Consider the following 26,913-nt stretch of genomic DNA (forward strand, 5'->3'; position numbering starts at 1 on the left):
CGGTGGGGGAAGGGCCGGTGACGATTTCCGGGTGGGCCTGCTCTAGGTCTTTGAGCTCCTGCAGCAGGGCGTCGAAGTCCGCGTCCGAGATCTCCGGTTCGCCGTAGTAGTAGAGCTGCCGGTGGTGGCGCACCTGGTCAGCGAGTTCTTGCCAGCGGGATTGAGTACTCACCCCCGCTAGTCTACTTGCGGCGGATCTACTTGCGGCGGACGGCGGTGAAGTAGACCGCCACTGCTGCGATCAGAATGAGCGCCAGGATTCCCAGGCCGATGTACAGGATCGTGTTGCTCTGGGAAGTATTGTCGATGTCCTTGGCCTGGACGTCGGACTCGTCGTCGTTGGAGTTGCCGTTGTTCTCCTGGCCGTCGTTGCCGTTGTCGTTGGTTCCTGGCGGATCGGGGGTGGGCTCCGGTCCGGGCTCTAGGGTTTGACGCCACTCCGGTCCATCGACTTTGTTGCCTTCCAATGCGGTGGACAGGCGGAACTCGATGTCCTTTGCTTGCTTTCCATTATCGTCGTAGCCCTCGAGGGTGACCATGACATACCACTGACCGGCATCCGAAGCTTGCGAATCCCCAACGTTTCCTTCACGGTTGCGGTAGAAAACGTACGGCGTACCCACAGCACGTGCGGTGGTGGGGACATCCTTGTCGAGGGTCCGAATTGTCTGCTCTGACGTGACTTCGCGGCGCGGCGACGCCACGTAAATGTCGCCGTTACGGGAATCGTCCGTGTTCTTCCTATCGAATTCAACCTCTGCGATGGGGCGCTGGCCCCAGTCGACATTCATGCGGTAGAACTTCGTCTCGCCGGGAACCAGGGTGTCGGACACAGTGCCCGGGGAGATCTCGGTTGCGTTGTTGTAGGCATTGCCACCGGGGGTCGGCTTCGGAGTGGTGCTAGGCACCTTGACCTTATCCTTGTCTTCACCCTCCGGGACTTCACGATCGTTTTCCGGGCCGGCATCGGCGCCGTCAACTTCGGGCGCAAAGCCGATCATGATCTCGACCGGCAGGTCGTGGTCAATTTCGGTACCGGTATGGTTCAGCTTCACGCGGTACTTCGTCGGGTCGCAGTCCTCATCCGGTTCGATGGTGACGGTCTCCGCTTCTGGCGGGCCGGGCCAATTGGAGCCGTTGTAGTGGCCGGAGCCCTTGTCGCTGCAGCTGTCGTTCTTATATTCGACGTCGACGTTGTAGTAGATGTGGTCACCGCCCTCGAAGCCAACGGGAACCAGGTTTGCAGTTACCTGCGCCTTCTTGCCTTCGGGGACGCTGATGCTGAACCACTTTTCGTCGCCGTCCTTGTTGGATCCCTTAGGGGAAGGCAGGGTGCTTTGGTAGAGGCCTTCGCCGAGGTAGAACCCGTCGGTGGCGTTGTCTGCTAGTTGGACTGGGGTGCCGGCGGATTCGTAGTTGCCGGCGACGCGTTGGGCGGCGTCGGTGAGGGCTTCGGTGAGTGCTTCGGTGTCGTCTGCGGAGGTGTAGGTGCCGCCGGAGACTTCGGAGATGCATTCGAGTTCCTTTTGGGCCTTGTCATCCACTTTGAACCCTACGGTGTGGATGGCTAGATCGATGCCGTCGCCGGCGATGTCTTCGGCGACGTCGCAGACTGGTGGTGGGGCGCAGGTGTCGATGCCGTCGGAGACGAGGATGATGTTGCGCTTGCCGGAACTGCCGAGCTCGTCGGCGGCCTTTTTGATGGCGTTGCCGATGGGGGTGTAGCCCTTGGGCTCTAGCCCGTTGATCTTGTCCTCGAGGTCTTCGGGCTTGTTGTTGCCGAGGGAAGCGAGGGTGGTGATGTCTTGGCAGCCTTTGTCGCGGTTGTCCGGGGCGTTGGATTCTTCGGAGCCGTAGGCGATGACTGCGGTTTGGGCTGAATCGGCGAGGGTGTCGATAGTGTCGTTTGCGGCTTTTTTGGCTGCGTCCATGCGAGTGCCACCGTCGCCGGTGTCTTTTTCGGCCATGGAGTCGGAGGCGTCGAGGACGACGGCTACTTTGCTGTCGCCGCCGGCGGCGTCATTGCTGCTAGTGCTTCCATCGCTGCCGTTGTTGTCGTCTTCGGCGTTGGCGTTGACGGCGAGGATGGGCAGGAGGGCGATGATGGTGAGGAAGGCGAGTAGCGCGAGGGTGAGGCGCCAGGGGGTGGGTTGTTTCGCTGTGGCTTTGGGAGAGTGGCTAGCTGGGTGCAAGGGGGATCAGCGCCTTTCTAGATACTGCGAAGTTTTGTTTTACAAGGGTGGGACGCAACGCGGGCGCATAATGTTCCCGGCGCGGAAAAAGTTCCCGGTAAAAGAATTTTGTTGTGAAGAAAATACTAGGAAACAAAGCTCTGACCCGCATGAAGAACGTACTGTTTTGAACGATAACGAGGGGTGTCCGGGGGCACCTATAAAGTGGTCACCATGACTGCACCGCATTTTGACCCGGCACACATGCTGAGCTTCGACCTGGAAACCACTGGAGTAGACCCGAAGACCGCCCGCATCGTCACCAGCGCACTTGTGACCATCAAAGGGCGCGAGCGAAACGACATCGAGATGCTCGCCGATCCCGGCGTGGAGATTCCTCAGCAGGCCTCCGACGTCCACGGCATCACTACCGAGTACGCCCGCGAGCACGGCCAGGATCATGGAGAAGTGCTGGCCAAAACCATCGAGGGCATCCGGGAGGCATGGCGCTCCGGCGCCACGCTGATCGTCTACAACGCCGCCTATGACCTCAGCGTTCTGCGCGCCTTGGAGCCTAGCTTCACCATCGACGGGCCGGTATTCGATCCCTATGTGGTTGATAGGGCAAAGGATCAGTACCGTAAGGGCAAGCGCACCCTGGAAAGCGTGTGCCAGCACTACGGCGTGAATTTGGACAACGCCCACGAGGCGACGGCGGATGCAGTGGCTGCCGCCCGTGTGGCGTGGATGCTGGCGCGCAAGTATCCCGAGGTGACACAGATGTCAGCAGATGAACTGATGTTTTCGCAGGCCACGTGGTTCTACGAGTCTCAGAAGGGACTGCAAGAGTGGTTCCAGAAAAAGGGCAAGGATGTGCAGGTCAACACCGCTTGGCCGCTTGCTGAATAGTATGGCGAAATCGTATCGCAGCACCCATTTGTTTCTTATCTCCACCTAGGAGCAGAATAGAGGTGTAGAGGCTCTCTCGCCCTGTTTCTTATTGACGCCCACTCGGCCCCAGCCGAACTCGAAGGGAAGTCAATGGCGCAGTAGGGGATGGGAGCCAACGCTTCAAGAAGGCAGACGCTTCAAGAAGGTAAACGCCTGAAGAAGACAGCTGAATACAGAAAACATCTGAATACACCGAAATGGGGCACTAGGGATCATGGACGATAAAAGCAATCCCCAGGGCGCAGGGCGCAATGGCGCTGAACTCAGCGGAGCTGGGCAACACTCAGCTGACGAGCGCTCAGCCGTACAGAGCTCCCAGGAGAAGCAGGCCGCTCCTGGTTACGCCGTCGCTTCTGCTCCGCAGATCGCGGAGTCTAAAAGGGAGAAGAAAGACAACACCCACTGGCTGTACATCGGCGTGATCATCGCCGTGATCGCCGGCATTATCTTTGGCCTCGTGGCGCCAGATACAGCCAAGGGCTTTAAAGAGCTGGGCACCACTTACGTCAGCCTGATCAAGATGATCATCGCACCGGTGATTTTCTGCACAATCGTGCTGGGAATTGGCTCGGTGAGGTCTGCGGCGTCAGTAGGTAAAGCAGGCGGCCTGGCGCTGACATACTTCGTTACGATGTCCACCTTTGCCCTTGCAGTGGGTCTGGTGGTCGGCAACATCCTGCAGCCGGGCGATGGCCTGAACCTGAGCACCGGCGGAAGCAATACTTTCGGCAACGGCGAAGAGCAGAAGGCCGAAGGCCTGGTGGGCTTTGTCCAGGGGATCGTCCCGGACACTTTCTTCAGCGCTTTTACTAGTGGCCAGATCCTGCAGGTGCTGTTCATTGCCTTGCTGGTGGGCTTTGCCACTCAATCGATGGGTAAGGCCGGCGAGCCGATCCTCGGCTTCGTAGCCACGCTGCAGAAGTTGGTATTCAAGATCCTGTCCTGGATCCTATGGCTCGCTCCGATTGGCGCATTCGGCGCCATGGCTGGCGTAGTCGGCGGCACGGGCATCAAGGCCGTTCTGCAGCTGGGTGTGCTGATCCTCGGCTTCTACATCACCTGTGTGATCTTCGTCTTCGGCATCCTGGGTCTGATCCTGCGGGTATTCACGGGATTCAACATCTTCAAGCTGGTGAAGTACCTGGGTCGCGAGTACCTGCTGATCTTCGCCACCAGCTCCTCGGAGTCTGCACTGCCGAACCTGATGCGCAAGATGGAGCACATTGGTGTGGACAAGTCCACGGTCGGCATCGTCGTGCCGACGGGCTACTCCTTCAACCTGGACGGTACTGCCATCTACCTGACTATGGCCGCCATCTTCATCTCGGACGCCATGAACGTCCACATGGGACTCGGAGACCAGATCAGCCTGCTGGTGTTCATGATCATCGCCTCCAAGGGAGCGGCGGGCGTGTCCGGCGCTGGCATCGCCACGCTGGCGGCCGGCCTGCAGTCCCACCGACCGGAGCTGCTGGGCGGCGTGGACATCATCGTCGGCATCGATCGCTTCATGTCCGAAGCTCGTGCGCTGACCAACTTCTCCGGCAACGCGGTGGCCACCCTGCTGGTCGGCAAGTGGACGCATACCGTCGACAAGGAGCAGGTCAAGCGGGTGCTGAACGGCGAGGACCCGTACGTGGAGGCCGCGGACGACCACAACGTCAACCTCAAGTACCCGTCGGTGAAGAACCCTGCCACGGCACACCTGCAGCCGACCCCGCAGGTGAACCTGGACGACTACCGCCAGCAATAACGTGGCGGCGCGGAAGTGCGTGGGCGGACGCTGAACATGTCCGGCCGCTGACGGTGTCTGCCGGGCGGTGGCGGAAACCGCAGCCCGGATAGGTGCGCGGTGGCCGCCCGGCGGACGCGGACGGGCGAGTGCGCGGCGGGCGGGGAAGTGTCCGGCGCGGCAGCAGGGGACTGCCGTGTAAGGGGGATCACCGGCAGGACTATACTGAAGCGCATGTCACATGAAGCTTCACGTCCCGTAAGCGAGGAGAACGCCCCGGCAGGGCATGCCCCAAACACGGAGGCGATCTCCGGCGCGGAATACCTGAAGAAGATCGTCTCCGCCCCCGTCTACCGCGTGGCCACGAACACGCCACTCGAAAACATGGAAACGCTGTCCAAGCGCATCGGCAACGAAGTGTTGGTCAAGCGTGAAGATCTGCAGCCCGTGCACAGCTTCAAGATCCGCGGCGCGTTCAACCGCATGTCCCAGCTCACGGACGAAGAACGCGCCCGCGGAGTCGTCGCCGCCTCCGCTGGCAACCACGCCCAGGGCGTAGCGCTTTCAGGCACGGAACTCGGCATCCGCACCGTCATCGTCATGCCAGAAGTGACACCCAGCATCAAGATCGACGCCGTCCGCAGTTTCGGCGGGGAAGTACTACTGCACGGCGCAAACTTCGACGAAGCCAAAGCCAAGGCCATGAAACTCTCCGAGGTTGAGGGCATGGTCTGGGTCGCCCCCTTCGACGACGAAGCCGTCATCGCCGGCCAAGGCACCGCCGGGCTGGAGATCTTCCAATCCCGCCCCGACGTCGACCGCGTCTTCGTGCAGGTCGGCGGCGGCGGGCTGGCCGCCGGAATCTCCGTGCTTCTCAAAGAACTAGACCCCAACATCCAGGTCATCGGCGTGGAGCCCGAAGAATCCGCCTGCCTCACTCATGCGCTAGCCGCCGGACACCCCGTGGCTCTCGACCACGTCAGCCTCTTCGCAGAAGGCGTGGCCGTCAAGCAGATCGGCAACGAAACCTTCCGAGTTTGCCGCGAATACCTCGACGACGTCATCACCGTCAGCTCCGACGAGATCAGTGCCGCCATCAAGGACATCTTCGACGACACGCGCGCCATCGCCGAGCCAGCCGGCGCCGTCGCCCTGGCAGGCCTGAAGCGCTACGCCGCCGACCACCAGGTCGAAGGGGAGACCCTGGCACACGTCCTGTCCGGCGCGAACGTGAACTTCCACTCCCTGCGCTACGTCTCCGAACGCGCGGAGATCGGCGAGGGCGGCGAGGGTATCTTCGGCGTGAGCATCCCCGAGCGCGAGGGAGCCTTCCTCGAATTCTGCAAGATCCTCGGCCATCGCGCCGTCACAGAATTCAGCTACCGAGTCGGCCAGCGCGATGGGGAGAAGCCCGCCCGCATTTTTGTGGGCGTCAAGCTCAAAAACGGCGAGGATGAGCGCAAGGCCATCGCCGAAGACCTCCGCGAGGCAGGCTACGGCGTGGTCGATCTGTCCGACGACGACGTGGCGAAGGAACACGTCCGCTACATGATCGGCGGCACTCCCGGCCAGCACGTCGACGAAACCGCCTACAGCTTCGAGTTCCCCGAAAACCCGGGAGCCCTGCTGCACTTCTTGGAAGTCCTGGGAACCCGCTGGAACATCACCGGCTTCCACTACCGCAGTTTCGGCATGGACCACGGCCGCGTGCTGGCGGCTTTCGAGGACGTCTCCGGCGACGCGGAATTCCAGGAGCACCTGCAGCAGCTCGGCTATCACGCCACGGACGTGACGGACAGTCCGGCCTACGACTTCTTCATCAGCGCCGAATAGCGCGGCACGCGGGTGGTACGCCTAAGTGCGCAGCGTTAGCTGAAGAACGCGCCGAAAATCGAGCCGAGCTGGCGCAAATGCTCAACCTCGCTGAGCAGGAAGTCCGGCCCACCCGGGCGCCCGATGATCAGCAGCAGGCTCGTGCCCTCGATCGGCGTGCCCGCCAGCGCGGAATCCATGACCGCCCAGTTCTCGGGGATCCAATCCTCGCGCTCTGGGTTCAGCACGCGCGCTTCGTCCAGCGGCGGATGATCTAGCTCCTTGCCGTTGTCTTCCGGCGCGGCGGGGGAAGCTGCCACCCGGTGCGTCCGCGGTGACGTATCCAGCACGACCGCCCAGCCTGCCGTCATGGAGCGCGGCAGGTCCTGCATCATGATCTCTAGCGCTTTTTCTTTATGACGCCGCTTCTCCGCCACCCCGGACAGCATCTGAATCTGGCCGCGTCGGTCGATGGAACCTGAAAAGGGGCGAATCGAGTCGACGTAGAAACCCTCGAGCTCCTGCGTGGCCGTGATCAGGCTGTCGGGCAGATGCCCAGATGGCAAGGAGACGACAATGTCGTCCATGACGAAGTCGGGCTTATCCTGCTCTGGGCGTCCGACGATGTCCACACCGCGAATGTCACCGCCGACGGTCCCCAGTGCCATGGCCAGCAGGCCGAGGGAACCGGGGGTATCGGGCATACGCACACGCATAAGGAAAGACATGGCACCGATACTAGCGCCACCTGAAGTCCACGGGGGTTACTTGCCTTGGCTAGAGTAGAACCCATGTCTGAGATTTCGCGCGAAGATGTTGCCCACCTGGCCCGCCTGGCTCGCCTGGACCTGGGGGAGCAGGAATTGGATGAATACGCAGCTCAGATCGACGGGATCGTCGATCACGTGGCCGCGATTGGGAAGGTAGACACCGAGGATGTTGAGCCGCTGAGCCACCCCACTCAGAACGTTGACGGTGATGTCGCCGTGATGCGTGAAGATGTGGTCGTTCCGAGCCTCACCGCAGAGCAGGGCCTGGACCAGGCACCGAAGCAGAGCGAGCAGCGCTTCGAGGTGCCGCAGATCCTCGCGGACTAGGTCGGCTCGAAGCGAACCACCTCGACGGAGCAGCTGGCGGGCGCCGGCAGACACCGCGGGGCGCTGACAGGCACCTCAGGGTAGGGCCGTCGGTAGTGTTACTGGGGCTGCGGCACAGTTGCTGCGGGTGGCGTCAAAAAGCTAAAAGACCGTTAGAACAACGAACGTTTAGAACTCCAAGCTTTAAAGAGTTCAAGCTTTAAAGAACCAAAGAAATTAAAGAACCAAAGGAACTGTAGGAACACTCATGGCTGAGAACAAGTACATCGTCGGTTCCCGGGACGACTCGGACTTCACCACCTGGACCGCCGCGGAATTGGCGGAGAAGATCCACGCGCGCGAGATCAGCTCCCAGGAAGTAACCCAGGCCCACCTGGATCGCATCGGCGAGATCGACGGCGACATCCACGCATTCCTCCACGTTGGCGCCGACGAGGCGCTGGCGGCGGCCTCCAACGTTGACGACGCGCTGGCCGCCGGTGACCAGCCGACCAGCAAGCTGGCCGGCGTGCCGCTGGCGCTGAAGGACGTGTTCACCACCACCGACGCGCCGACCACGTGTGCCTCCAAGATGCTGGAAGGCTACATGAGCCCCTACGACGCGACCGTCACCATGCGACTGCGCGCCGCCGGCATCCCGATCCTGGGTAAGACGAACATGGACGAGTTCGCCATGGGCTCCTCTACGGAGAACTCCGCCTACGGCCCGACGAAGAACCCCTACGACCTGGAGCGCACGCCGGGTGGTTCCGGCGGTGGCTCGTCGGCGGCGCTGGCCGCGGGCATGGCTCCGCTGGCCATCGGCACGGACACGGGTGGCTCCATCCGCCAGCCCGCCGCGCTGACCAACACCGTCGGCGTGAAGCCGACCTACGGCACTGTTTCCCGTTACGGCCTGGTGGCCTGCGCCTCCTCGCTTGACCAGGGTGGCCCGACGGCGCGCACGGTTCTGGATACCGCGCTGCTGCACGAGGTTATTGCGGGGCATGACGCCAACGACTCGACCTCCTCCTCCCACGCCGTCGCACCGGTTTTTGAGGCTGCGAAGCAGGGCGCCTCTGGAGACTTGAGCGGCGTGAAGCTGGGTGTGGTTAAGCAGTTCGAGCGGGCCGAGGCCTTCCAGCCGGGCGTGCTGGACACCTACCACGCCAACCTGGAGCAGCTGAAGTCCCAGGGAGCTGAGCTGGTGGAGGTCGACTGCCCGAACTTCGACCACGCGCTGAACGCCTACTACCTGATCCTGCCGTGTGAGGTCAGCTCCAACCTGGCCCGCTTTGACGGCATGCGCTACGGCCAGCGCCGCGGAGACGACGGCTCCCGTTCCGCCGACCAGGTGATGAGCCTGACCCGCGCCGAAGGCTTCGGCCCGGAGGTCAAGCGCCGCATCATGCTGGGCACCTACGCCTTGTCCGTCGGCTACTACGACGCCTACTACTTGCAGGCTCAGCGCGTGCGCAACCTGATCTCCCAGGACTTCGCTAAGGCCTACGAGCAGGTCGACGCGATCGTCGCGCCCGTGACGCCGTCCACCGCCTTCAAGCTCGGCGAGAAGGTCGATGACCCGTTGGCGATGTACATGTTCGACCTGTTCACCCTGCCGCTGAACCTGGCGGGTGTGTGCGGCATGTCCGTGCCCGGTGGCTTCGCCAGCGACTCCGGCCTGCCGACCGGCCTGCAGATCATGGGCCCGGCGCACGGCGACGACCGCCTGTACCGCGTTGGCGCCGCCTTCGAGGCCGGCCGCGCCTAGCTGGCCGCGCCTAGCTGGCCGCGCCTAACCGGTCGGGCGCAAACCGACTGGGCAAAGCCGCCGGTGACGGAGACCTCGGCCGGCTCGCCCGCGGCCGGTCTGGCTGCCCCAGAGTCGGCGGGCAGGGCGGTCAGTCTGGCCTTGCGGTTACCCAGCCGCATAGTTCTGCCGAGGACGGGGCGCTGAAATGGTCAGGGCCGGGCGACCCGCGGCGGAGGCCGAGGATCCGCGTATGGTGGGGGACATGGGTAAAATTCCCGAACTTTACACAGGCGATGGCTTCGTCGAGGATCCCGACGGGTCCCGACGCTGGGGAGTCCTCGGCGCGGCGGGGCTGTTCCTCGTCACCGACGACCGCCACGTACTGATGCAGCACCGCGCCAAGTGGACCAACCGCGGCGGAACCTGGGCTCTGCCCGGCGGCGCCATCGACGTCGGCGAATCACCCACCGACGGCGCCCTCCGCGAAACGTGGGAAGAGACAGGCGTGGGGGCGTCATCGGTAAAAGTACACCGAGAAATCGTCACCTCCATCGTTCCCGTCAAGGTTGCGTACTGCCGCCTGCCCGTCCGCGACGACGAATGGCACCTCTTCGCCGACGTCGAGAAGATCGTCGAACGCAGCGGAGACCCCCGCAAGGCTCTGCAGGATTTCCCCGTCCGACACCCCAGCCTCGACGCATCGCTAGACGCCCACGGAATCTTCGGACTCGGCGGCACATTCTGGTGGCAATACGAAAACCCGGAAATCAACGAGTGGACGTACACCACCGTCCTGGCCACCTGTTCCGAGCACCTGGAACTGCACCCGACCGCCGAATCACTGGAGCTACTGTGGCAACCCATCGACCAGCTGGAGGATCTTCCACTGATGCCGGAGTTTAAGGCCAGTTTGCCCGTCATCCGGGCAGCAGTAGACTCCCTTTAATGAATTCAGCTCAGTCCCAGAGCCGCGCTCAGATGAGCGCACAAGATCGGCAGAGCCAGCTGAGCGACGGGAGTTACCCCGCGCTGCCGCTTCCACTGCCGCAAGCATGGCGCGCCCTCGTGGCGCTGTGCATCGGCTTCTTCATGATCCTGCTGGATCAAACGATCGTCGCCGTCGCCACACCAGCATTCCAGGCCGACCTGCAGGCTGATTATGGCCAAGTGCTGTGGGTCACCAGCGCCTACCTGCTGGCGTTCGCGGTGCCGCTGATGGTTACCGGCCGGCTCGGCGACCGCTTCGGCCCGAAGAATCTCTACATCGCGGGAATGACGATCTTCACGCTCTCGTCGCTTGCCTGCGGGCTGGCCGGCAGTATCGAAACACTTGTTGCTGCCCGCGCCGTGCAAGGTATTGGCGGATCTTTATTGACGCCCCAGACCATGAGCGTGATCAACCGCATCTTCCCGCGCGATAAGCGCGGGGCAGCACTGGGCATCTGGGGTGCCACGGCGGGAATCTCCACGCTCGCCGGGCCACTGCTCGGAGGCCTCATCACCCAGTACGCAACCTGGCAGTGGGTGTTCTTCATCAACGTGCCCATCGGCGTGCTGTCCGTGGTGATGGTCGCCCGCTGGGTGCCGCGGTTCCAACCAACCGAGGACCGTATCAACGTGCCGTCGATCTTGCTTTCCATGGTGGCGATGACGATGGTGATCTACGGCATCCAAGAAGGCGATCCCGCCGGCTGGGCGCCATGGATCTGGGGGCTGCTGCTCGGAGGCCTGGCGCTGCTGGTGGTTTTCGTCTGGCTGCAATCCCGCCTGTCCGCAGGTAGCGCGCTGGTGCCGATCGCCCTGTTCACACGCCGCCACTTCGCATTCGGCAACGCCTCCATATTCACCATGGGCTTCACCGTCGCTGGGATGATGGTGCCAGTGATGATGTACCTGCAGGAAGTCCATCGTTTCAGCCCGCTGAAGGCATCCCTCGTCGTCACCCCCATGGCTATTATCGCTGGAATTATGGCGCCGTTCGTCGGCCGACTGGTCGACCGCTACGAACCCCGCCGCTTCGCCGTCACCGGGTTCTGCCTGATGGCCGCAGGCGTGGCCGCGCTGGTGTTCTCTATGAGGCCTGAGCGGCCGTTGTGGATGATGATCGGGGCTTTCGTGATCCTCGGATTCGGAAACTCCTTCGTCTGGGCTCCAAACTCCACCACCACCCTGCGCGACCTGCCGCCCCAGTTCGCCGGAGCGGGCTCTGGAATGTACAACGCCACCCGCCAACTCGGCGCCGTCACAGGGGCCGCAGTTATCGCCGCCGTCGTCCAAGCACGGATCGGCGTAGCTGGCCCCCAAGCCTTCGGCGACTCCCTACTACCCGCGGCCATCATGCTGATCCTCGGCGCAGTGGCTTCCGCCATGGCTAGGCCAGAGGTCAGCCGCGGAGACGAGTAGGCGTCAAAAAATTCAACAAAAAAGACCGGCAACGGCCAGCAAGACCCGAAAAGAAAAACCGTGCGGGCGAAGCCCCGGGAAATGCAACAAAACATGCCGCCCGGCACATCCGGCGGGGTATCGCTAAACTTTAAAACATGCGTATTGCGACCTTGACCAGTGGTGGAGACTGCCCAGGATTGAACGCCGTTATCCGAGGCATCGTGAGGACAGCGGCCGGGGAAGGCCATACCGTCGTCGGATTCGAAGATGGTTGGCAGGGGCTGCTGGAAGACCGTCGTGTGCAACTGTATGACGACGACTTTATCGACCGGATTCTGCGCCGCGGAGGCACCATCCTCGGCACCGGACGCCTGCACCCCGACGACTTCATGGCCGGTATCGACCGCGTCAAAGCCAACCTTGAGGATGCAGGTATCGATGCGTTGATCCCCATCGGCGGCGAAGGCACTCTGAAAGGCGCGCGCTTCCTGCACGACAACGGCGTGCCAGTAATCGGCGTGCCGAAAACCATTGACAATGACGTCAACGGAACCGACTACACCTTCGGCTTTGACACCGCCGTCGCCGTCGCTACCGATGCAATCGATCGACTGCACACCACCGCCGAATCACACGACCGCGTGATGATCGTGGAGGTCATGGGGCGCCACGTCGGCTGGATCGCGCTGCACGCGGGCATGGCCGGTGGCGCGCACGAGATTCTGATTCCGGAGTTCCCCTTCGACATCGATGACGTCTGCCGCCGCATGGCTCGTCGATTCCAGCTGGGGGAGAAGTACGGCATCATTGTCGTAGCCGAAGGCGCACTGCCAAAGGAAGGAACTCTTGACGTCGCAGAACGCGAGGTGGACCAGTTCGGCCACGAGAAGTTCCAAGACATGTCCGCGCTGATCGCCAAGGAGATCGAAAACCGCCTGGATACTGACGTGCGCTCCACCGTGCTGGGGCACATCCAGCGCGGCGGAACCCCCACCGCGTTCGACCGCGTTCTGGCAACCCGCTTTGCCGTGAATGCTACCAAGGCCGCCATTCGGGGAGATTTCGGCAAGGTGGTTGCGCTGAAGGGCGGCAGCATCGAGCTGATCGACTTTGAAGAGGCCGTCGGCACGCTGAAGGAAGTTCCCGAGAAGCGCTACGAAACGGCACGCTCGCTGTTCGGCTAGCGGACGGCGCGGACAGCACAGACGCCGCGGACGCTGAAGGGGCGCAGGGCGGCGCAGGCGCGCGAGCAGCCTAGCGCGGCGCAATGGCGGCAGAGCCAGGCGCCACAGGAAGGGCGCGCTGTGTGGCCGACGTTAAGCCAGCGCCGGGCAGGGCCGGGCAATCGTGCGTTTAGTGGCAAGCGTCGCATGCTGGGGATGCGTGCTTCGTACAGCACGCCTGGCGGAGAATTGTCAAGGGGGAATTGAAAAGCCTGTGGAAAACGCTGGCAAAGAGGGCAAGTTATCCACAAGCGGTCGCGCGGGGCGGGGCAGAAATTTTGCGCATGGTTTAGCGTTCGGGGCATGGAAAAGTTGCAGCAGCTCGCAGAGCTCAAGCGTCAAGTGGCGGACGCGCAGCGCCACGGCGTGGAGCTGCTGACAGAAGCCATTGGCACGCCCGCCGAGCAGCTCCCACTGGAACGCGAGTATGCGCGGAGCGTGGCGCGGGCAGCGGAACACTTCTCCGGGGTGGCGTACTCGCGATACAAGAAGCGGGCGCTGGAAGCCGCCCAGCGCAACGGACACGGCTTGGACGTGCTGATACTGATCGCTGAGCGAGCTCGGATGCTGGGGATCAAGCAGCGTTATGTGTTCACCGAAGCGCTATGCAATACCGCTGGAGACTATGCAGCGATTTCACGCCGGGCGACGCAGCTGCGGCGGGAAATGCAGGGGCCGCGGGTGCCCGATGACGGAGGACGCCGGATTATGCACGGCACGAAGACCACCATCCAGTTCACGGGGCCGTCGCACCGCATGTCGGAGATCTGGGAGTCTGCACGTCTGGACCCACTGGCATGGCTCACGGACAATCGCACCATTCAACGCAGCACGCTGACCACCAATGTTGTGGTCAGCCTGGATGATTACATTCAGGTACTCAGCGGCCAAGGGGATGAGATCGAGCTGCGCGCCACCAACGGAGCCGTCCTCACCGGGGCGGAATACGTCGCCCGTCGCCTAGAAGACGCCGGGTTTCCCCGCCAGCTATCCACGCCAGTTGCAGAGGCCTCAATCGCCGACGCCTCTATCGCCGAGGCTCTATTCGCTGAGGCCTCGATCGCCGACGCCTCAGGCACCGACGCAGCGGTGACACCGGCGCCTACGCTTGATATTGCAGCTCAAGCTGGGGTCTTTGACAAATGGCGCGGAGGCGGTGTGGTCGACACGGCGGGTGCTGAACCGCCGCCGGGGGCTGGACGGCCGCCGAGCGCTGAGTCCGTGCAGCCGCCCGGAGCCGAACGGCCGCCGAGCTCTGAGCCGGCGCTGGGCGCTGAACGGTTGCCGGGCGCTGAGCCGGTGCCCGCAGGCTTGGCAGACAGCACCTCTGCGGGCCCGGCGGGGGAGGCGCTTACGGCGAGTTCAGCCGGTGTGGCAGGTCTTGTAGGCGCGGCAACTGTTGCGGGCGCGGCGAAGATGGCAAGCGTGATGTTGAAGGATGGGGATTGCATCACGCTGATAGCCCCGGAGCAAGGGCCGGTGAATTTGTACAGGGTGAAGCGGTTGGCGTCATCAAAACAGCGCCGAATGCTGGAAGCCGAAACGACGCGATGTTCCTGGCCGGGATGTGGGCGTCCGGCGAGTGAATGCCAAGTTCACCACCTGCAGGAATTTGCGAAAGGTGGAGAAACAAATCCCGAAAACATGACACTTTTGTGCCCGTATCACAATGGCGTGAACGGGCAACGCGGCCGCGGGCGGATGGCGCGCATAAGTGGGCGCGTCACCTGGCTGCCGCCAGGCTCGCCGGGCTGTGTCGAAACGACGGGACGCGGCGAACCGCCGAGCCCGCCTAGACGCGGCGAACCGCCGGGGCACTGAAACGCGAGGCAGGCGCGGAGCTGCGTTGCCGTGTTGCAGTGCTGACGCGTACACGTCGCGAAGATGTCGAGGTCCTCGAAGGCTGGGCCGGCGCGGTGCGGCATACAGTGCGGCATGCAGTGCGGGCGCGTTGGGCCGCCAGGGGTATCCGGAGCCGGGACAGCCTTTGGCGCCCGCCGGGGCAGCGCCCAGCGACCCTAACGCCACACAGTTGCGCAGACGTATTAAGATGGCTGGCATGACTGCGCCTGTCTACGATTACTCCGATGATGTGATGGACTTCGACGAAGTGCTGGAGCGCTTCGACCCGGTAATGGGCATGGAAGTTCACGTCGAACTCGCCACGAAGACGAAAATGTTCTCCACGTCCTCCGCGGAATTCGGCGACGCACCAAACAGCAACGTCGACCCATGCAGCCTCGGCCTGCCGGGCGCGCTGCCCGTCGTAAACAAGCTGGGCGTGGAGTGGGCCATCAAGATCGGCCTGGCGCTGAACTGCGAGATTGCTCCGAAGTCCCGCTTCGCACGCAAGAACTACTTCTACCCAGACCAGCCGAAGAACTACCAGATCTCCCAGTACGACGAGCCCATCGCCTACGACGGATACCTCGATGTCGTACTGGAAGATGGCACCGAATGGCGCGTGGAGATTGAACGCGCCCACATGGAAGAAGACACCGGCAAGCTGACCCACCTCGGCGGCGCAGACGGCCGCATCCACGGCGCTACCGCCTCCCTCGTGGACTGCAACCGCGCAGGCGTGCCACTGATTGAAATTGTGACCAAGCCGATCGAAGGCGCCGGCGAACGCGCACCAGAAGTTGCGAAGGCATACGTCTCCGCACTCCGCGACCTCGTCAAGGCACTTGGCGTATCCGACGCGCGCATGGACCAAGGCTCCATGCGCGTGGACTCCAACCTGTCCCTGCGCCCCGTCGGCACCACCGAATACGGCACGCGCACCGAAACGAAGAACATCAACTCACTGAAGTCCGTCGAGCAGGCCGTACGCTTTGAAATGCAGCGCCAGGCAGCCTGCCTCGTCAACGATGTGGAAATCGTTCAGGAAACCCGCCACTACCAGGAAACTGACGGCACCACCTCCAAGGGGCGCCCGAAGGAAACCATGGCGGACTACCGCTACTTCAACGACCCGGACCTGCCGCCCGTACTCGCCCCCGCCGAGTGGGTCGAAGAAATCCGCGCCACCCTGCCGGAAATGCCGTGGATCCGCCGCGCCCGCATCCAGGAGGAGTGGGGTCTGAAGGACGAGGAAATGCGCGATCTCGTCAACGCCGGCGCCCTGGATCTAGTGGTCGACACCGTCGAAGCAGGCGCCAAGCCCGACGAAGCTCGCTCCTGGTGGGTCTCCTACCTCGCAGGCAAGGCAAACGAACAAGGCGTGGAACTTTCCGGTCTCGACATCACGCCGCCTCAGGTGGCGCGGGTGGCGTCACTAGTAAACGAAGGCAAGCTCACCACCAAGCTTGCACGGCAAGCAGTCGACGGAGTACTGGCAGGCGAAGGCGACGTCGACGAGGTCGTCGCAGCGCGCGGCCTGGAAGTCGTGCGCGATGACGGCGCCATCGAAGCGGCAGTCGACGAAGCCCTGGCCGCAAATCCGGACATCGTCGAAAAGTACCGCGCGGGCAACAAGAAGGTCACCGGCGCGATTGTCGGTGCCGTCATGAAGGCCACCAAGGGCAAGGCAGACCCAGCGCAGGTTAACCAACTGATCGCTAAGAAGCTCAGCTAGCGGCGCCCGAGCCCAATGGGCTGCAGAGGCGAAGCGCTGCCGTAGCCGGGGACGCTGGAAATGTCGGGCCCGCCGGACTCGCCGGAAATGCCGGACCGTCGGAGTCGAAAGGTGCGCGGAAACTCGGCAGGCACACAGCCGATGGAGTATGCCATCGAAGACATGCCGAGTGACCTCCCGCGCAAATCGCGCTGGTCAGAATAGTCTGGGGTGCGTGAATAACAACGCGAAGCCCAACAGTCCAGACGACGCTTTGTTCGGCAACTCCGCGGATGATCTGGCGGATGACCTGAACAACGACATCGACGTGCCCGTCTACCGTCGGGACGCGCAGAAGCCCGCGGACGCCACACCTCCCGCCAAGGCGACCAAAATCGACAAGCCCGGCGAGGAAGCTGCCGGCGAAGAGACTGCGGAAGCGTCAGCAGCAGGGGATGCCAAGCCCGAAGCCCCAGAGAGGGGGAAGGCTTCCGGGGGAGAGGCGAAGTCGGCGAAAACGTCAGAGCCGGCCGAGTCGGGCGCTGCGGTCGCCATGGCGGCTGAGGGCGCTCCGAACACGGACACTGGTTCGGAGCGTGCGTCGACTGACACGTCGGCCGACGCTTCGGCTAAAACTCCTGTAGAGGAGAAGCCCGCCAAGCGGGATATTTATGCGGTGCTTGGCCGGGCGCGTCCGCAGCGTATTGAAAGCCGCCCGTCGGAGCCGGAAGTGGATCTGTCGAAGCTGGACTCCTCCCAGCCCGCTGCCGGCGCTGGTGCTGATGTGGGCGCGGCCAGCGGCGCGTCCGACCGTTGGGGCAAGGTTGATGACGCCAATCCGGCGGAGCAGCCCACCGCTTCGACCAACGATCAGGCCTTCAGCCGACAGGCGAAGAGCGGCGCGGCCCCTGCCGCGAGCGCTGGTGTGACCGGCGCGGCTGCTGGGGCTGCTGATGCTGGCGTGACTGGCGCTGACCGTGGCGCGACGGGTGTGGGCTCGGCCGCCGGCGCCGGAGCGGCTGCTGGCGCGGACACTGACCGCAGCACGGCGGGCGCGGGTGTTGCCGGCGCGTCTGATGGTTCTGAGATTGGCGGCGCCGACACGCCGGGATCGGCTACTGGCGCGGTTACCGCCCCTGAAACGGCAGCTGGGGCTGCAGGTGCTGGAGTGGTTGGCGCGGGCGTGGCTGGCAGCGCTGACACGGCCGCTGGGGCTGACACGGCTGTTGATGCTGGTGTGACTGGGGGAGATCGCGACGCGGCGGGCGCAGACCGCGACGCGGCGGGCGCGGGCGCTGGCGCAGAAGTTAAGCGCGGTACCACCAGCTTCGGACTGTTCATTTTGCGCGCGGTGCTGGGCGCGTACCTCTTGGTACGCGGCCTGCAAACGCTGTTCGCCTTCGGCGGAGACCCGGGCGTCGACGTATTCCAGAGCCAGCTGGAGAACTACAACTTCACCGACATCCTTGCCGTCGGCATCCCCGTCGCGGAGGTTGTCGCCGGCGGGCTACTGCTCCTCGGCCTCGTCACACCATTCGGTGCGGCACTCGCCACTATCGTCGGCGGATTTATGGCGTTCCACAACCTTGACAGCTTCCAGGGAACCCTATGGCCATACGGCCTGAACCCTCACGTCCAACTGTGGGCGGCGCTGACGGTGGCGTCAATAAGCCTCATCTTCCTCGGCCCCGGCCGGATCAGCCTTGACCGCAGCAGAGGATGGGCAACCCGACCGTTGGCGTCTGCATGGATTTTCTTCGTAGTCGCAGCGGCGGCCACCGCCGGGCTGTGGCTCGGCGTCGGCGGAGGCAACCCGTTCAACTAACTAGCTCCTTTCCGCTAGTACACGCCCCGTCGCGGTGTCCGTCTGAGCCACTGCGGCGGGGCTTCCGTCTGCGACAACCCGGCCGCCCCGCGCGCCAGCCCCCGGCCCCATTTCGAGCACCCGGTCCGCCTGCGCAACAACTTGCATGTCATGCTCCACAACCACCACGGAGTTCCCCTTGTCGACCAACCGCTGGAGCTCCGTCACAAGCAGATCCACGTCCGCAGGGTGTAGGCCGGTGGTCGGCTCATCCATGAGGTACACAGTGTGTCCCCGCTGAGCCCGCTGCAGTTCCGTGGCCAACTTGATTCGTTGTGCCTCGCCGCCGGACAGCTCCGTGGCCGGCTGTCCGAGCCGGAGGTAATCCAACCCGACAGCCGATAGAGCCCGCAGCGCCCGGGCGATTGCATCTTCATCGGCGAAGACCTCCCGCGCCTCAGCGACGGTCAATTCCAGCACGTCCGCGATTGTCCGCCCGTTCCAGGTGACTTCCAGCGTTTCAGAGTTGTAGCGCGCGCCGTGACAGTCGGGACAGGGAGTGTAGCTGCCGGGCAGGAACACTAGCTCGACTTCAATTTGCCCTTCTCCGCTGCAGGTGGGGCAGCGTCCTTGGGTGACGTTGTACGAGAACCGGGAGACGGTCCAGCCACGCCGTTTCGCTTCGTCGGTCTGCGCGAAGAGTTTCCGCACGCGGTCGAATAGTCCGGTGTACGTTGCGAGGCAGGATCTGGGGGTTCGGCCGATGGGCTTCTGTGAGATTTGCACCAACCGGTTGATGGCAATGTCTGAGTTGAGGTCTGCGCTGAGTTCGGCCGTTGTTGCCCTTGCGGAGCCTGTTTCTTCTGCGGGGCCTTTTTTGGACGCCACGTCTCCGTCGTCGACCGTCGTCTTCACCCGTTCGCGCAGTGAGTTGGCCAGTGTGTGCAGAAGCGTGGACTTGCCGGAGCCCGAGACTCCCGTAATCGCAGTGAACGTGCCGAGGCCGAATTCCACGTTGAGGCCGTTCAGGGTGCGCTCGTTGATGTCCGTGAGGCTGAGTGTGCCGGAGGGGGTGCGCGCTTCGGCGTCGGTGGTCAGTTTCAGCGGCCCGGCGGCGAGGGCCCGCCCGGTGGGGCAGTCCAACTCCGCCAGGCCCGCGCCGCCAGCGACGTCCGGACCGCCGGCGTCGCAAGTGTCAGAGCAAAGGCAGTATTCAGCACGGCCAACATCCGCGCGGTCAGCAGTGTCCGTGTCACCAGCGCCGGCCGGGCTGGAACCCCTGGCTGGGGCTGCGTCTCCTGCCGGGCTGTCGTCTGCTGCCTGGTACCGGGCTGTCACTCGGCTCTGAGGTACAACTGGATGTTGGTTTGCTTTCAGGGCAGAAGTGGTCGCGGCTGAAGTTGCGACTGGGGTGGCGTTTGCTTCCGGTGTTTGGGATGGGGCCGGGCAGCAACTCTCAGCCTGGGAGGCGTTCGGGTCCCGGAGTTTGGTCGGGTTCTGGGACTTAGCCGGGCCGGAGTAGAGGATCTCCCCGCCGAGTTCGCCTGCGCCGGGGCCGACGTCGACGATCCAGTCGGCCTCCGCAACCAGGTGCATGTCGTGTTCGACCAGTAGGACACTGTTGCCTGCGTCGAGGAATCCTCGGATCAGCCGCATCACTGCGCGGCGCTCCTCGGGGTGCAGCCCCGCGGACGGCTCGTCCAAAACGTATGCCACTCCGAAAAGTCCCGACCGCAGCTGGGACGCCAACCGCAGCCGCTGCAGCTCACCCGCCGACAGGGTGGAAGTGGCACGATCCAGGCTCAGATGTCCCAAGCCGAGATCTACCACAGACTCCAGCGTAGGGATCGCCTGTTCCAGCAGAATCCGCTCCGCCTCCGCGCCGGCGGAATCTCCGCCGGCGGGTGCGGCTGCGCTGGCGGAACCTCCACCGGGGGACGCGGCTGCGCTGGAACCCCCGCCGGCGGGGGATTCCGCAGCATCCTCTGTGGCTTCAGTGTCTGAAGTTACTGAAGTTTCGGTTGCCTCTCGCCTCGTGGTCACCGCTGCGCTAGAGTTTCCGCCGGGGGACACGACTGCGCGGCGCTCAGCGAAGCGAGAGAGAACCTCCTCCAAAGGAAGCGCCCCAAGGCGATCGATGGGAAGGCCGAGGTATTCCACGGAAAGGGCGTCGACAATAAGTCGACGACCATCGCACACTCCACAGCGGGAAGATTTCATAAATGACAGGACGCGGCGTCGCGTGGAATCGGAACCCGTCTCCGCCAACGTCTTCCGCAAATAGGAAGCCACCGAACGCCAAGTGCCCTCATACGTCCGCTGAATCTGATCCGCACCCCGGTGAGGGTGGATCGTCACCACCGGCCGCTCATCGGTGTAAAGGATCCAATCTCGGTCGGCCTTTGGGATCTCCCGCCACGGAATGTCCATAGGGAAACCGAGCTCCGCGACGATATCGCGGAAATTCTTCCCCAACCACGCGCCGGGCCAAGCGGCAATAGCGCCCTCGTCGATGGAAAGCGACGGGTCCGGAACCATGGACTCCTCCGTCGGCTCATGCACGACTCCCGTGCCCTGACACTCCGGGCACATTCCCGCCGTCGTATTAGGGGAGAAGCTATCCGAATCCAGACGCCCGCCGTGGCGTTCGCGCACTTCCGCCGGGTACTCACCGCAGCGGGAATACAGCAGGCGGATCGTGTTCGACAGGTTTGAAACCGTTCCCACCGTCGAGCGCGCTCCGCCCGCCTGCGCCCCCTGCTGCAGCGCGACAGTCGGCGGCAGCCCCTCCACGGACCCCACACGCGGGTCTACCGCTCCGCCGATCAGTCGGCGCGCAAACGGTGCGACCGATTCCAGATACCGCCGCTGAGCCTCCCCGTGCAGCGTGCCAAACGCCAGTGAAGATTTCCCCGACCCGGATACGCCCGTCACCGCCACCAGGGCGTTGCGCGGCAGCGAGACGTCTTGGTGTTTGAGGTTGCGCAAGTGTGCGTCTCGGACGTGGATCATCCCGTCGTCGCCGACGCTGCCGCCGCGTCTGTTGGCGTCGTCGCCGCCGCGAGCGCCGCTGCTGGCGCAATCACAGGCGCTGCTACCGCGAGCGCTGTGGCCGCTGACATTACCGCTGACAGCGCTGGTGCCGCCGGTGTTACAGCCACCGCGGGCACTGTCAGCCTCGACTGCATTGGTGTCTGCGCATTTTGCATCGGGCTGGAGATGTGAATCATGCATGCCCTCCAGACTACGGCCGTGCGGGAGGCCGCGACCCGGGGATGCCGGCTGTGCGGGACGTCTGCGCCGCCGATCAACCGTCAGCACCGCCGGCTGAGGCAAGCGCCCGCTGGAGTATGCGGAGGGCACACGACCGCTGCAGCGTGCGGCCACGCGCCCTATGGCCCCGCGCGCTGGCTGCTGGGGCGCGGTGGCTATTTCACCTCGCGGACGGCTCCGCGGTCAGCGGAGGTTGCCATCGCGGCATAAGCGCGCAGCGCCTTGGTGACCTTGCGCTGACGAGTGGTGGGAGTCCAGGGCTTATCGGAAGCTTCCATTTCGGCACGGCGGCGCTCGATCTCCTCGTCGGAGATGTTCAGTTGCAGAAGGCGCTCGTGAACGTCGATCGTGATCGGATCCCCGTCGCGGACCAAGCCAATCAAGCCGCCGTGAGCAGCCTCAGGGGAGATGTGGCCGACGGACAGGCCGGACGTGCCTCCGGAGAATCGACCGTCGGTGATTAGCGCGCACTCCTTGCCAAGCCCTGCGCCCTTGAGGAAAGCGGTCGGGTGTAGCATTTCCTGCATTCCCGGTCCGCCGGCGGGGCCTTCGTAGCGTACGACTACCACGTGGCCCGGCTTGACTTTCTTGTCCAGGATCACGCGCACGGCTTCTTCCTGGGATTCGACGACTAGCGCTTTGCCTTCGAAGTGCCAGATCGACGGATCAACACCCGCGGCTTTGATTACGGCGCCGTCTTCGGCGAGGTTGCCGCGGAGGACAACCAGACCGCCATCGGCGGTGTACGCATGTTCCACATCGCGAATGACGCCACCCTCTGCGTCGGTGTCCAGGCTGGACCAACGGTTCTCAGTACTGAATGGCTCGGTCGTGCGGACTCCGCCGGGGGCGGCGTGGAACAGCTCGATGGCTTCCTCGGTGGCAGCGCCGGAGCGGATGTCCCAGGACAGCAGCCATTCCTTCAGCGTGGCGGAGTGAACGGAGTGTACGCCTTCGTTCAGCTTGCCTGCTCGGTAAAGCTCACCGAGGATGGCGGGAATGCCGCCTCCGCGGTGGACATCTTCCATGTGGTAGTCGGAGTTCGGGGACACCTTTGACAGGCACGGCACTTCGCGGGACAGCTGGTCGATAGAGTGCAGGTCGAAATCGACCTCACCCTCTTGGGCAGCTGCGAGGATATGCAGCACAGTGTTGGAAGATCCGCCCATGGCCATGTCCAGCGCCATTGCGTTTTCGAAGGCCTCACGGGTGGCGATGTTTCGCGGCAAGACGGAGGCGTCTCCCTCGCCGTAGTAGCGGCGGCACAGTTCAACGATGGTGGTGCCAGCCTTGGTGAACAGGTCTCTCCGCTTGGCGTGAGTTGCCAAGGTGGAACCATTGCCCGGCAGGGACAGGCCCAGCGCCTCGGTTAGACAGTTCATCGAGTTGGCGGTGAACATGCCGGAGCAGGAGCCGCACGTCGGGCAGGCAGCGGACTCAACTTCCAGCAGTGCCTGTGCGTCGACCTTGTTGGATGCAGAGGCGGAGATGGCGGTAATCAGATCCGTCGGAGCTTGCACAACACCGTCAACGGCCACGGCCTTGCCGGCCTCCATCGGACCGCCGGAGACGAACACCACCGGGATGTTCAGACGCATGGCAGCGTTCAGCATGCCGGGCGTGATCTTGTCGCAGTTGGAAATGCACACCAGCGCATCGGCGGCGTGGCCGTTGACCATGTACTCGACGGCGTCAGAAATAATTTCGCGACTAGGCAGCGAGTAGAGCATGCCCGCGTGTCCCATAGCAATACCATCGTCGACGGCGATGGTGTTGAATTCGCGAGGAACGCCACCAGCTTCGCGGATGGCGTCTGCGACGATGTCTCCCACGTCCTTCAGGTGTACGTGGCCCGGTACAAACTGCGTGTACGAGTTCGCAATGGCGATGATGGGCTTTTCGAAGTCCTGATCCGTCATGCCTGTCGCACGCCACAGGGCGCGGGCGCCGGCAGCGTTGCGTCCCTGGGTGGTGACGGCGGATCTCAATGGGATGGCGTTCATGCTGTTTTCGGCTCTCTTCTCGTCGTTCGTATTCTCGGCGTGTATATTCTTTGCGTTTATATTCTCGGCGTTTAGCTGCCGGAGTTGCCCTTGTCCTGTGCGTCGGTGCCGGGCGTGTGCTCACTCTGCGCGGTGGAATTGTGCGCGCCTACATCCGGCGTACCGGGCGTATCGGTGTCTGGCGCGTCGACTCCCGCTTCGCGGCGGCGCTGCTTTTCGTATTCCTTGTACTCGTCCTTATCCATGAGCACGGCGTAGCCGTCCTTGTTGACGACCTGCACTTTGTCGTCCGTGGCTGCGCGCGCTGGGCTGACGGGGTCGGGGATACGTCCGCCACTGACCTTGTGCAGGTCGATCAGGGAGTTAAAGGTCACGCCCGGTAGCCAGATGGTGTTCTCTTGGTTGTCTACGGCGTAGGCGCGTCCTGCTCGGTTGAAGCGGAGCGCGCGGAAGTCTTCCCATTGCATGGTTTTGCCTGCGCGGAAGAGGTAGCGCGTGGTGATGGCTTTGTCGGTGACGGTGGTTCGCACCCACAAAGTCCACAGAATAAACACTAGTGGCACTAGCGGAACCCAGAAAAACCAGGCGACCTTATAGCCCGTGAATAGCAAGCAGATCAGGAACATGACGAACCCGCCGAGGATGTGTTCGCGGCTGGGGTGGAAAACCTTCGAGTTCATGGTGTTCATTTAATCAGCCGTGGGTGGTGTCGGTTGCATTGGGCGTACTCGTCGCACCCATAGCGCGAGGTGCAGCGCCGTTCATAGTGTTGCCGCCGGTGCCACTGTTGTTGGAGTTGTTTTGGACGCCACCATTTCCGCTGTTGGGACTGTTGTCATTGGAGTTACTGTTCGGCTCATTGGCTGTCCCGTTGGGTGATCCGTCGCTTCCGCCGGGGTTCGGGTTGGCGGTCTGATCAGAGTTTGCACCGGAGTTTGAGCCGCTATTCGCGTCAGAGTTTGCGTCGGTGTTTGTGCCAGGGTTTGTTCCAGTGCTTGTTTCAGCGTTTGAGTCGGAGCTCGGGTCAGAGGTGGGGTTGTTCTGATCGGTGGAGTTATCCCCGGATTGATCGTTTGCTTCGGAGGTCTCGGGGTCTTCAGTGGACGCGCTGTTGGAAGGGCGGTCGCGCCAGTAGTCGGGGGAGAGCCAGCCGGCGTCTCCGCCCTCTGGGTTCGAGGAGGCCAGCGCCAAGCCGCCGACTAGCAGCAGTGCCAGGATCAGCCCGGTGGTGGAGGGGCGGGTGCGGCCGCCGACGCTCATGATTCTCTTGAACTTGGACGAGTGTTCCTCGTTGCGCCAGATGCCCTGGAGCTTTTCCTTCTCTTCGTCGGCATCCTCTTCACCGGCATTCTCTTGACTGTCTTTCACGCCGACTCCAGTGCCAGCACCGCCTGCGCCGCCGGCGCGGCCTGCACCGCTTGCGGCAGCTGCCGTGCCGTCCTCGCCGTCAGAGCTGGAGGTGGCGTCTGCGGCGGATTGGCCGTGCTGCGAGGGAACCGACTGCGTCCGCCCGATGGTTCCATCGCTGTCGAGGGGACGGACTCCAGGGCCGTCGGCCGTGGGAGCAGTCGCGTCAGCCGGTGCAGCCGTGCCGGACGCGTCAGCTTTGCCAGAGGCGTCAGCCGGAGCAGCCGCGTCAGCCGGTGCAGCCTGGCCGGGCTGTGCAAGTTGGCCAGCCCGGTCAGCCCCTTCAGCCTGCACGGCATCCATAGCGGCAGTGTCCATGGCGGCGGTTTCCTGCGCCGACGCGGTTCCGTGCGCCGCTATAGCCTCGCTCCCCGCTGCGGACCCCTTCGCCTTGTCTCCGTTCACTGAATCAGCGATTTCGGCAGAGCCGCTCTGTGAACCATCAGCCACTGAAGCTGACCGGTTGCGCAGGCCGTGCTGGGCGGGCAAGACCTCCGTAGGCGCCAGCGCGGAATCCGCTGCCACAGCCTTCCTGGGATCGGCAGCGGGGGAGGAGTGGGCGTCAGAACCATCAAGAAAGACCCGCGGCATGTCATAACGGTCCCAGAAGACATTCACCAAAGCCGAGCGCAGAACACGCTCCACAGCCCACTGACGCGCCGGGTTCACCACGACCATGACTCGGAAATTAACCTGCCAAGACTGACCCGCCGCAGTAGGAGCGACGATGTCCGTAGCCGGCAAAACCTCCAGGTCGCCAGTGACGTCCCCGGCGATAGTTGGATCCCCCAGTGCCTTCGCAGCCGTGGCCTCCACGCGATCCGTCAGCTGCGACATGGACTCGCCCGGCTGGAGGGGAACAGCCAAGTCCACCACTGCCCGAGACCAATCCTGTGAATAGTTCGTGATCACACCCGCGGAGCCGTTCGGGATGGTCACCACCTCGCCGGAGGCAGTACGGACCTTCGTCGCGCGCAACGTCAGCCCCACAACCGTGCCCGAAATGTCACTGGACGTGCCGTCGAAGGCAACGAAGTCTCCCACGCCGAACTGACGCTCCGAGATGATGAAGAACCCCGCGAGGAAATCGCCGATCACGTTCTGTGCGCCGAAACCAATAGCAGCTGAGACGACGGTTGCGGGCAGGGCGGCGCCCATGGCGGGTACACCCAGGTTCGTCAGTCCCAGCATGATGATCGCGAAGTACGCAATCGCCTGCAGCACGTACACCAACGCTCCGACCAGGGCGAGGCGGGATTTGGTGGCCTCCTCGCCCTCATTGAAGCGGTTGCTGACAATGCGAATCGCCAAACGCCCCACGCGGGGGATCAAAATTGCGATAATGACCAGTGCAGTCAAGGGAAGGCCGTGGACGACCACCCATTCCCAGAGCTGGAAAGCATAGAACTTCAACATGCTTCCCCACCGTAGTCCCGGAAACGGCCGGGGCGAGCGCCCCGCCAGGATTCTGCCCGAATTCTGGCAAGATTCCATCGGGATTCACGGCTCGCGTTCAGGTGCGCGCTCTGCGCGCTGAGGCGACCGTGGCTACTGCGGCTGGGCGACCGTGACTACAGAGCTGCGGGGCGACCGTGACTACTGCGGCGGAGCGACCGTGGTGACCGCGTCGCCGGGGTAATCGCGCCGCCGGGTACGTGGCGACCGGGAGGGCATTGGAGTTTCGGTTGCGCTGAGGCTGAGTGCCAGAGGGGAACTGGAGGGAAGCCGCGGATGAGAACTGGAGGGGGAAGCTCAGGGGAGCCGGGG

At 63.6% G+C, this 26,913-nt stretch carries 19 protein-coding genes; 11 read left to right on the forward strand and 8 right to left on the reverse strand.

Features of this window, described 5'->3' with window-relative positions:
- Positions 1–172 (reverse strand): hypothetical protein (locus MHX66_RS09685; RefSeq protein WP_239202667.1); only part of this gene is annotated, 172 nt, incomplete at its 3' end.
- A 25-nt stretch (positions 173–197) separates the two neighbouring features.
- Positions 198–2,192 carry a VWA domain-containing protein gene (locus MHX66_RS09690; protein ID WP_239202629.1) on the reverse strand — a complete coding sequence of 665 codons (1,995 nt, stop codon included), beginning with the start codon at positions 2,190–2,192 and terminating at the stop codon, positions 198–200.
- 213 nt (positions 2,193–2,405) lie between these two features.
- Here MHX66_RS09690 and MHX66_RS09695 point away from each other — a divergent pair, with 213 nt between their 5' ends.
- From MHX66_RS09695 to ilvA, 3 genes are all read left to right on the forward strand, one after another.
- Positions 2,406–3,080, forward strand: coding sequence for a 3'-5' exonuclease (locus MHX66_RS09695; protein WP_239202631.1), 675 nt, complete (start codon positions 2,406–2,408; stop codon positions 3,078–3,080).
- 256 nt (positions 3,081–3,336) lie between these two features.
- Positions 3,337–4,875 carry a cation:dicarboxylate symporter family transporter gene (locus MHX66_RS09700; RefSeq protein ID WP_239202632.1) on the forward strand — a complete coding sequence of 513 codons (1,539 nt, stop codon included), beginning with the start codon at positions 3,337–3,339 and terminating at the stop codon, positions 4,873–4,875.
- Positions 4,876–5,088: 213 nt separating this feature from the next.
- A complete protein-coding gene (gene ilvA / locus MHX66_RS09705) occupies positions 5,089–6,687 on the forward strand; it encodes a threonine ammonia-lyase, biosynthetic (RefSeq protein WP_239202633.1) in 1,599 nt (532 codons plus the stop codon).
- A 35-nt stretch (positions 6,688–6,722) separates the two neighbouring features.
- Here ilvA and MHX66_RS09710 read toward each other — a convergent pair whose 3' ends face one another.
- Entirely contained in the window at positions 6,723–7,394 is a 672-nt protein-coding gene (locus MHX66_RS09710) for an amino acid-binding ACT domain protein (RefSeq protein WP_239202634.1), read from the reverse strand.
- 63 nt (positions 7,395–7,457) lie between these two features.
- Between MHX66_RS09710 and gatC the strand changes: the two genes are divergently transcribed.
- The 7 genes from gatC (at position 7,458) to gatB (ending at position 16,680) form a co-directional block, all read left to right on the forward strand.
- Positions 7,458–7,763, forward strand: a complete 306-nt coding sequence (gatC, locus tag MHX66_RS09715; protein WP_239202636.1) for an Asp-tRNA(Asn)/Glu-tRNA(Gln) amidotransferase subunit GatC — start codon at positions 7,458–7,460, stop codon at positions 7,761–7,763.
- 247 nt (positions 7,764–8,010) lie between these two features.
- On the forward strand, positions 8,011–9,513 hold the full coding sequence (gene gatA, locus MHX66_RS09720) for an Asp-tRNA(Asn)/Glu-tRNA(Gln) amidotransferase subunit GatA (protein WP_239202639.1): 1,503 nt from the start codon (positions 8,011–8,013) through the stop codon (positions 9,511–9,513).
- Between the two features lie 244 nt (positions 9,514–9,757).
- A complete protein-coding gene (locus tag MHX66_RS09725) occupies positions 9,758–10,441 on the forward strand; it encodes an NUDIX domain-containing protein (RefSeq protein WP_239202641.1) in 684 nt (227 codons plus the stop codon).
- Positions 10,442–10,473: 32 nt separating this feature from the next.
- Positions 10,474–11,898, forward strand: coding sequence for an MFS transporter (locus tag MHX66_RS09730; protein WP_239202668.1), 1,425 nt, complete (start codon positions 10,474–10,476; stop codon positions 11,896–11,898).
- A 137-nt stretch (positions 11,899–12,035) separates the two neighbouring features.
- Positions 12,036–13,064, forward strand: a complete 1,029-nt coding sequence (locus MHX66_RS09735; protein WP_011273801.1) for an ATP-dependent 6-phosphofructokinase — start codon at positions 12,036–12,038, stop codon at positions 13,062–13,064.
- A gap of 342 nt (positions 13,065–13,406) precedes the next feature.
- Complete coding sequence (locus MHX66_RS09740) at positions 13,407–14,924, forward strand: HNH endonuclease (protein ID WP_370646300.1); 1,518 nt, start codon at positions 13,407–13,409, stop codon at positions 14,922–14,924.
- 229 nt (positions 14,925–15,153) lie between these two features.
- Positions 15,154–16,680 carry an Asp-tRNA(Asn)/Glu-tRNA(Gln) amidotransferase subunit GatB gene (gatB, locus tag MHX66_RS09745; RefSeq protein WP_370646301.1) on the forward strand — a complete coding sequence of 509 codons (1,527 nt, stop codon included), beginning with the start codon at positions 15,154–15,156 and terminating at the stop codon, positions 16,678–16,680.
- Here the strand turns inward: gatB and MHX66_RS09750 are convergent.
- On the reverse strand, positions 16,677–16,844 hold the full coding sequence (locus MHX66_RS09750) for a hypothetical protein (protein ID WP_239202645.1): 168 nt from the start codon (positions 16,842–16,844) through the stop codon (positions 16,677–16,679). The two genes, gatB and MHX66_RS09750, sit on opposite strands and share 4 nt — an antisense overlap.
- Positions 16,845–16,894: 50 nt before the next feature.
- Here MHX66_RS09750 and MHX66_RS09755 point away from each other — a divergent pair, with 50 nt between their 5' ends.
- A complete protein-coding gene (locus MHX66_RS09755) occupies positions 16,895–18,484 on the forward strand; it encodes a DoxX family protein (RefSeq protein WP_239202650.1) in 1,590 nt (529 codons plus the stop codon).
- On the opposite strand, the gene MHX66_RS09760 is transcribed toward MHX66_RS09755, so the two are convergent.
- The 4 genes from MHX66_RS09760 to MHX66_RS09775 all read right to left on the reverse strand — a co-directional run bounded on the left by MHX66_RS09760 (position 18,485) and on the right by MHX66_RS09775 (position 26,562).
- On the reverse strand, positions 18,485–21,475 hold the full coding sequence (locus MHX66_RS09760) for an excinuclease ABC subunit UvrA (protein WP_239202670.1): 2,991 nt from the start codon (positions 21,473–21,475) through the stop codon (positions 18,485–18,487).
- Positions 21,476–21,891: 416 nt separating this feature from the next.
- Entirely contained in the window at positions 21,892–23,739 is a 1,848-nt protein-coding gene (gene ilvD / locus MHX66_RS09765) for a dihydroxy-acid dehydratase (RefSeq protein ID WP_239202652.1), read from the reverse strand.
- A 71-nt stretch (positions 23,740–23,810) separates the two neighbouring features.
- Entirely contained in the window at positions 23,811–24,419 is a 609-nt protein-coding gene (locus MHX66_RS09770) for a PH domain-containing protein (RefSeq protein WP_239202654.1), read from the reverse strand.
- Between the two features lie 13 nt (positions 24,420–24,432).
- Positions 24,433–26,562, reverse strand: coding sequence for a mechanosensitive ion channel family protein (locus tag MHX66_RS09775; protein ID WP_239202665.1), 2,130 nt, complete (start codon positions 26,560–26,562; stop codon positions 24,433–24,435).
- Positions 26,563–26,913: the final 351 nt, after the last annotated feature.

Source organism: Corynebacterium sp. ACRPH, assembly GCF_022347285.1.
Lineage (GTDB): Bacteria > Actinomycetota > Actinomycetes > Mycobacteriales > Mycobacteriaceae > Corynebacterium.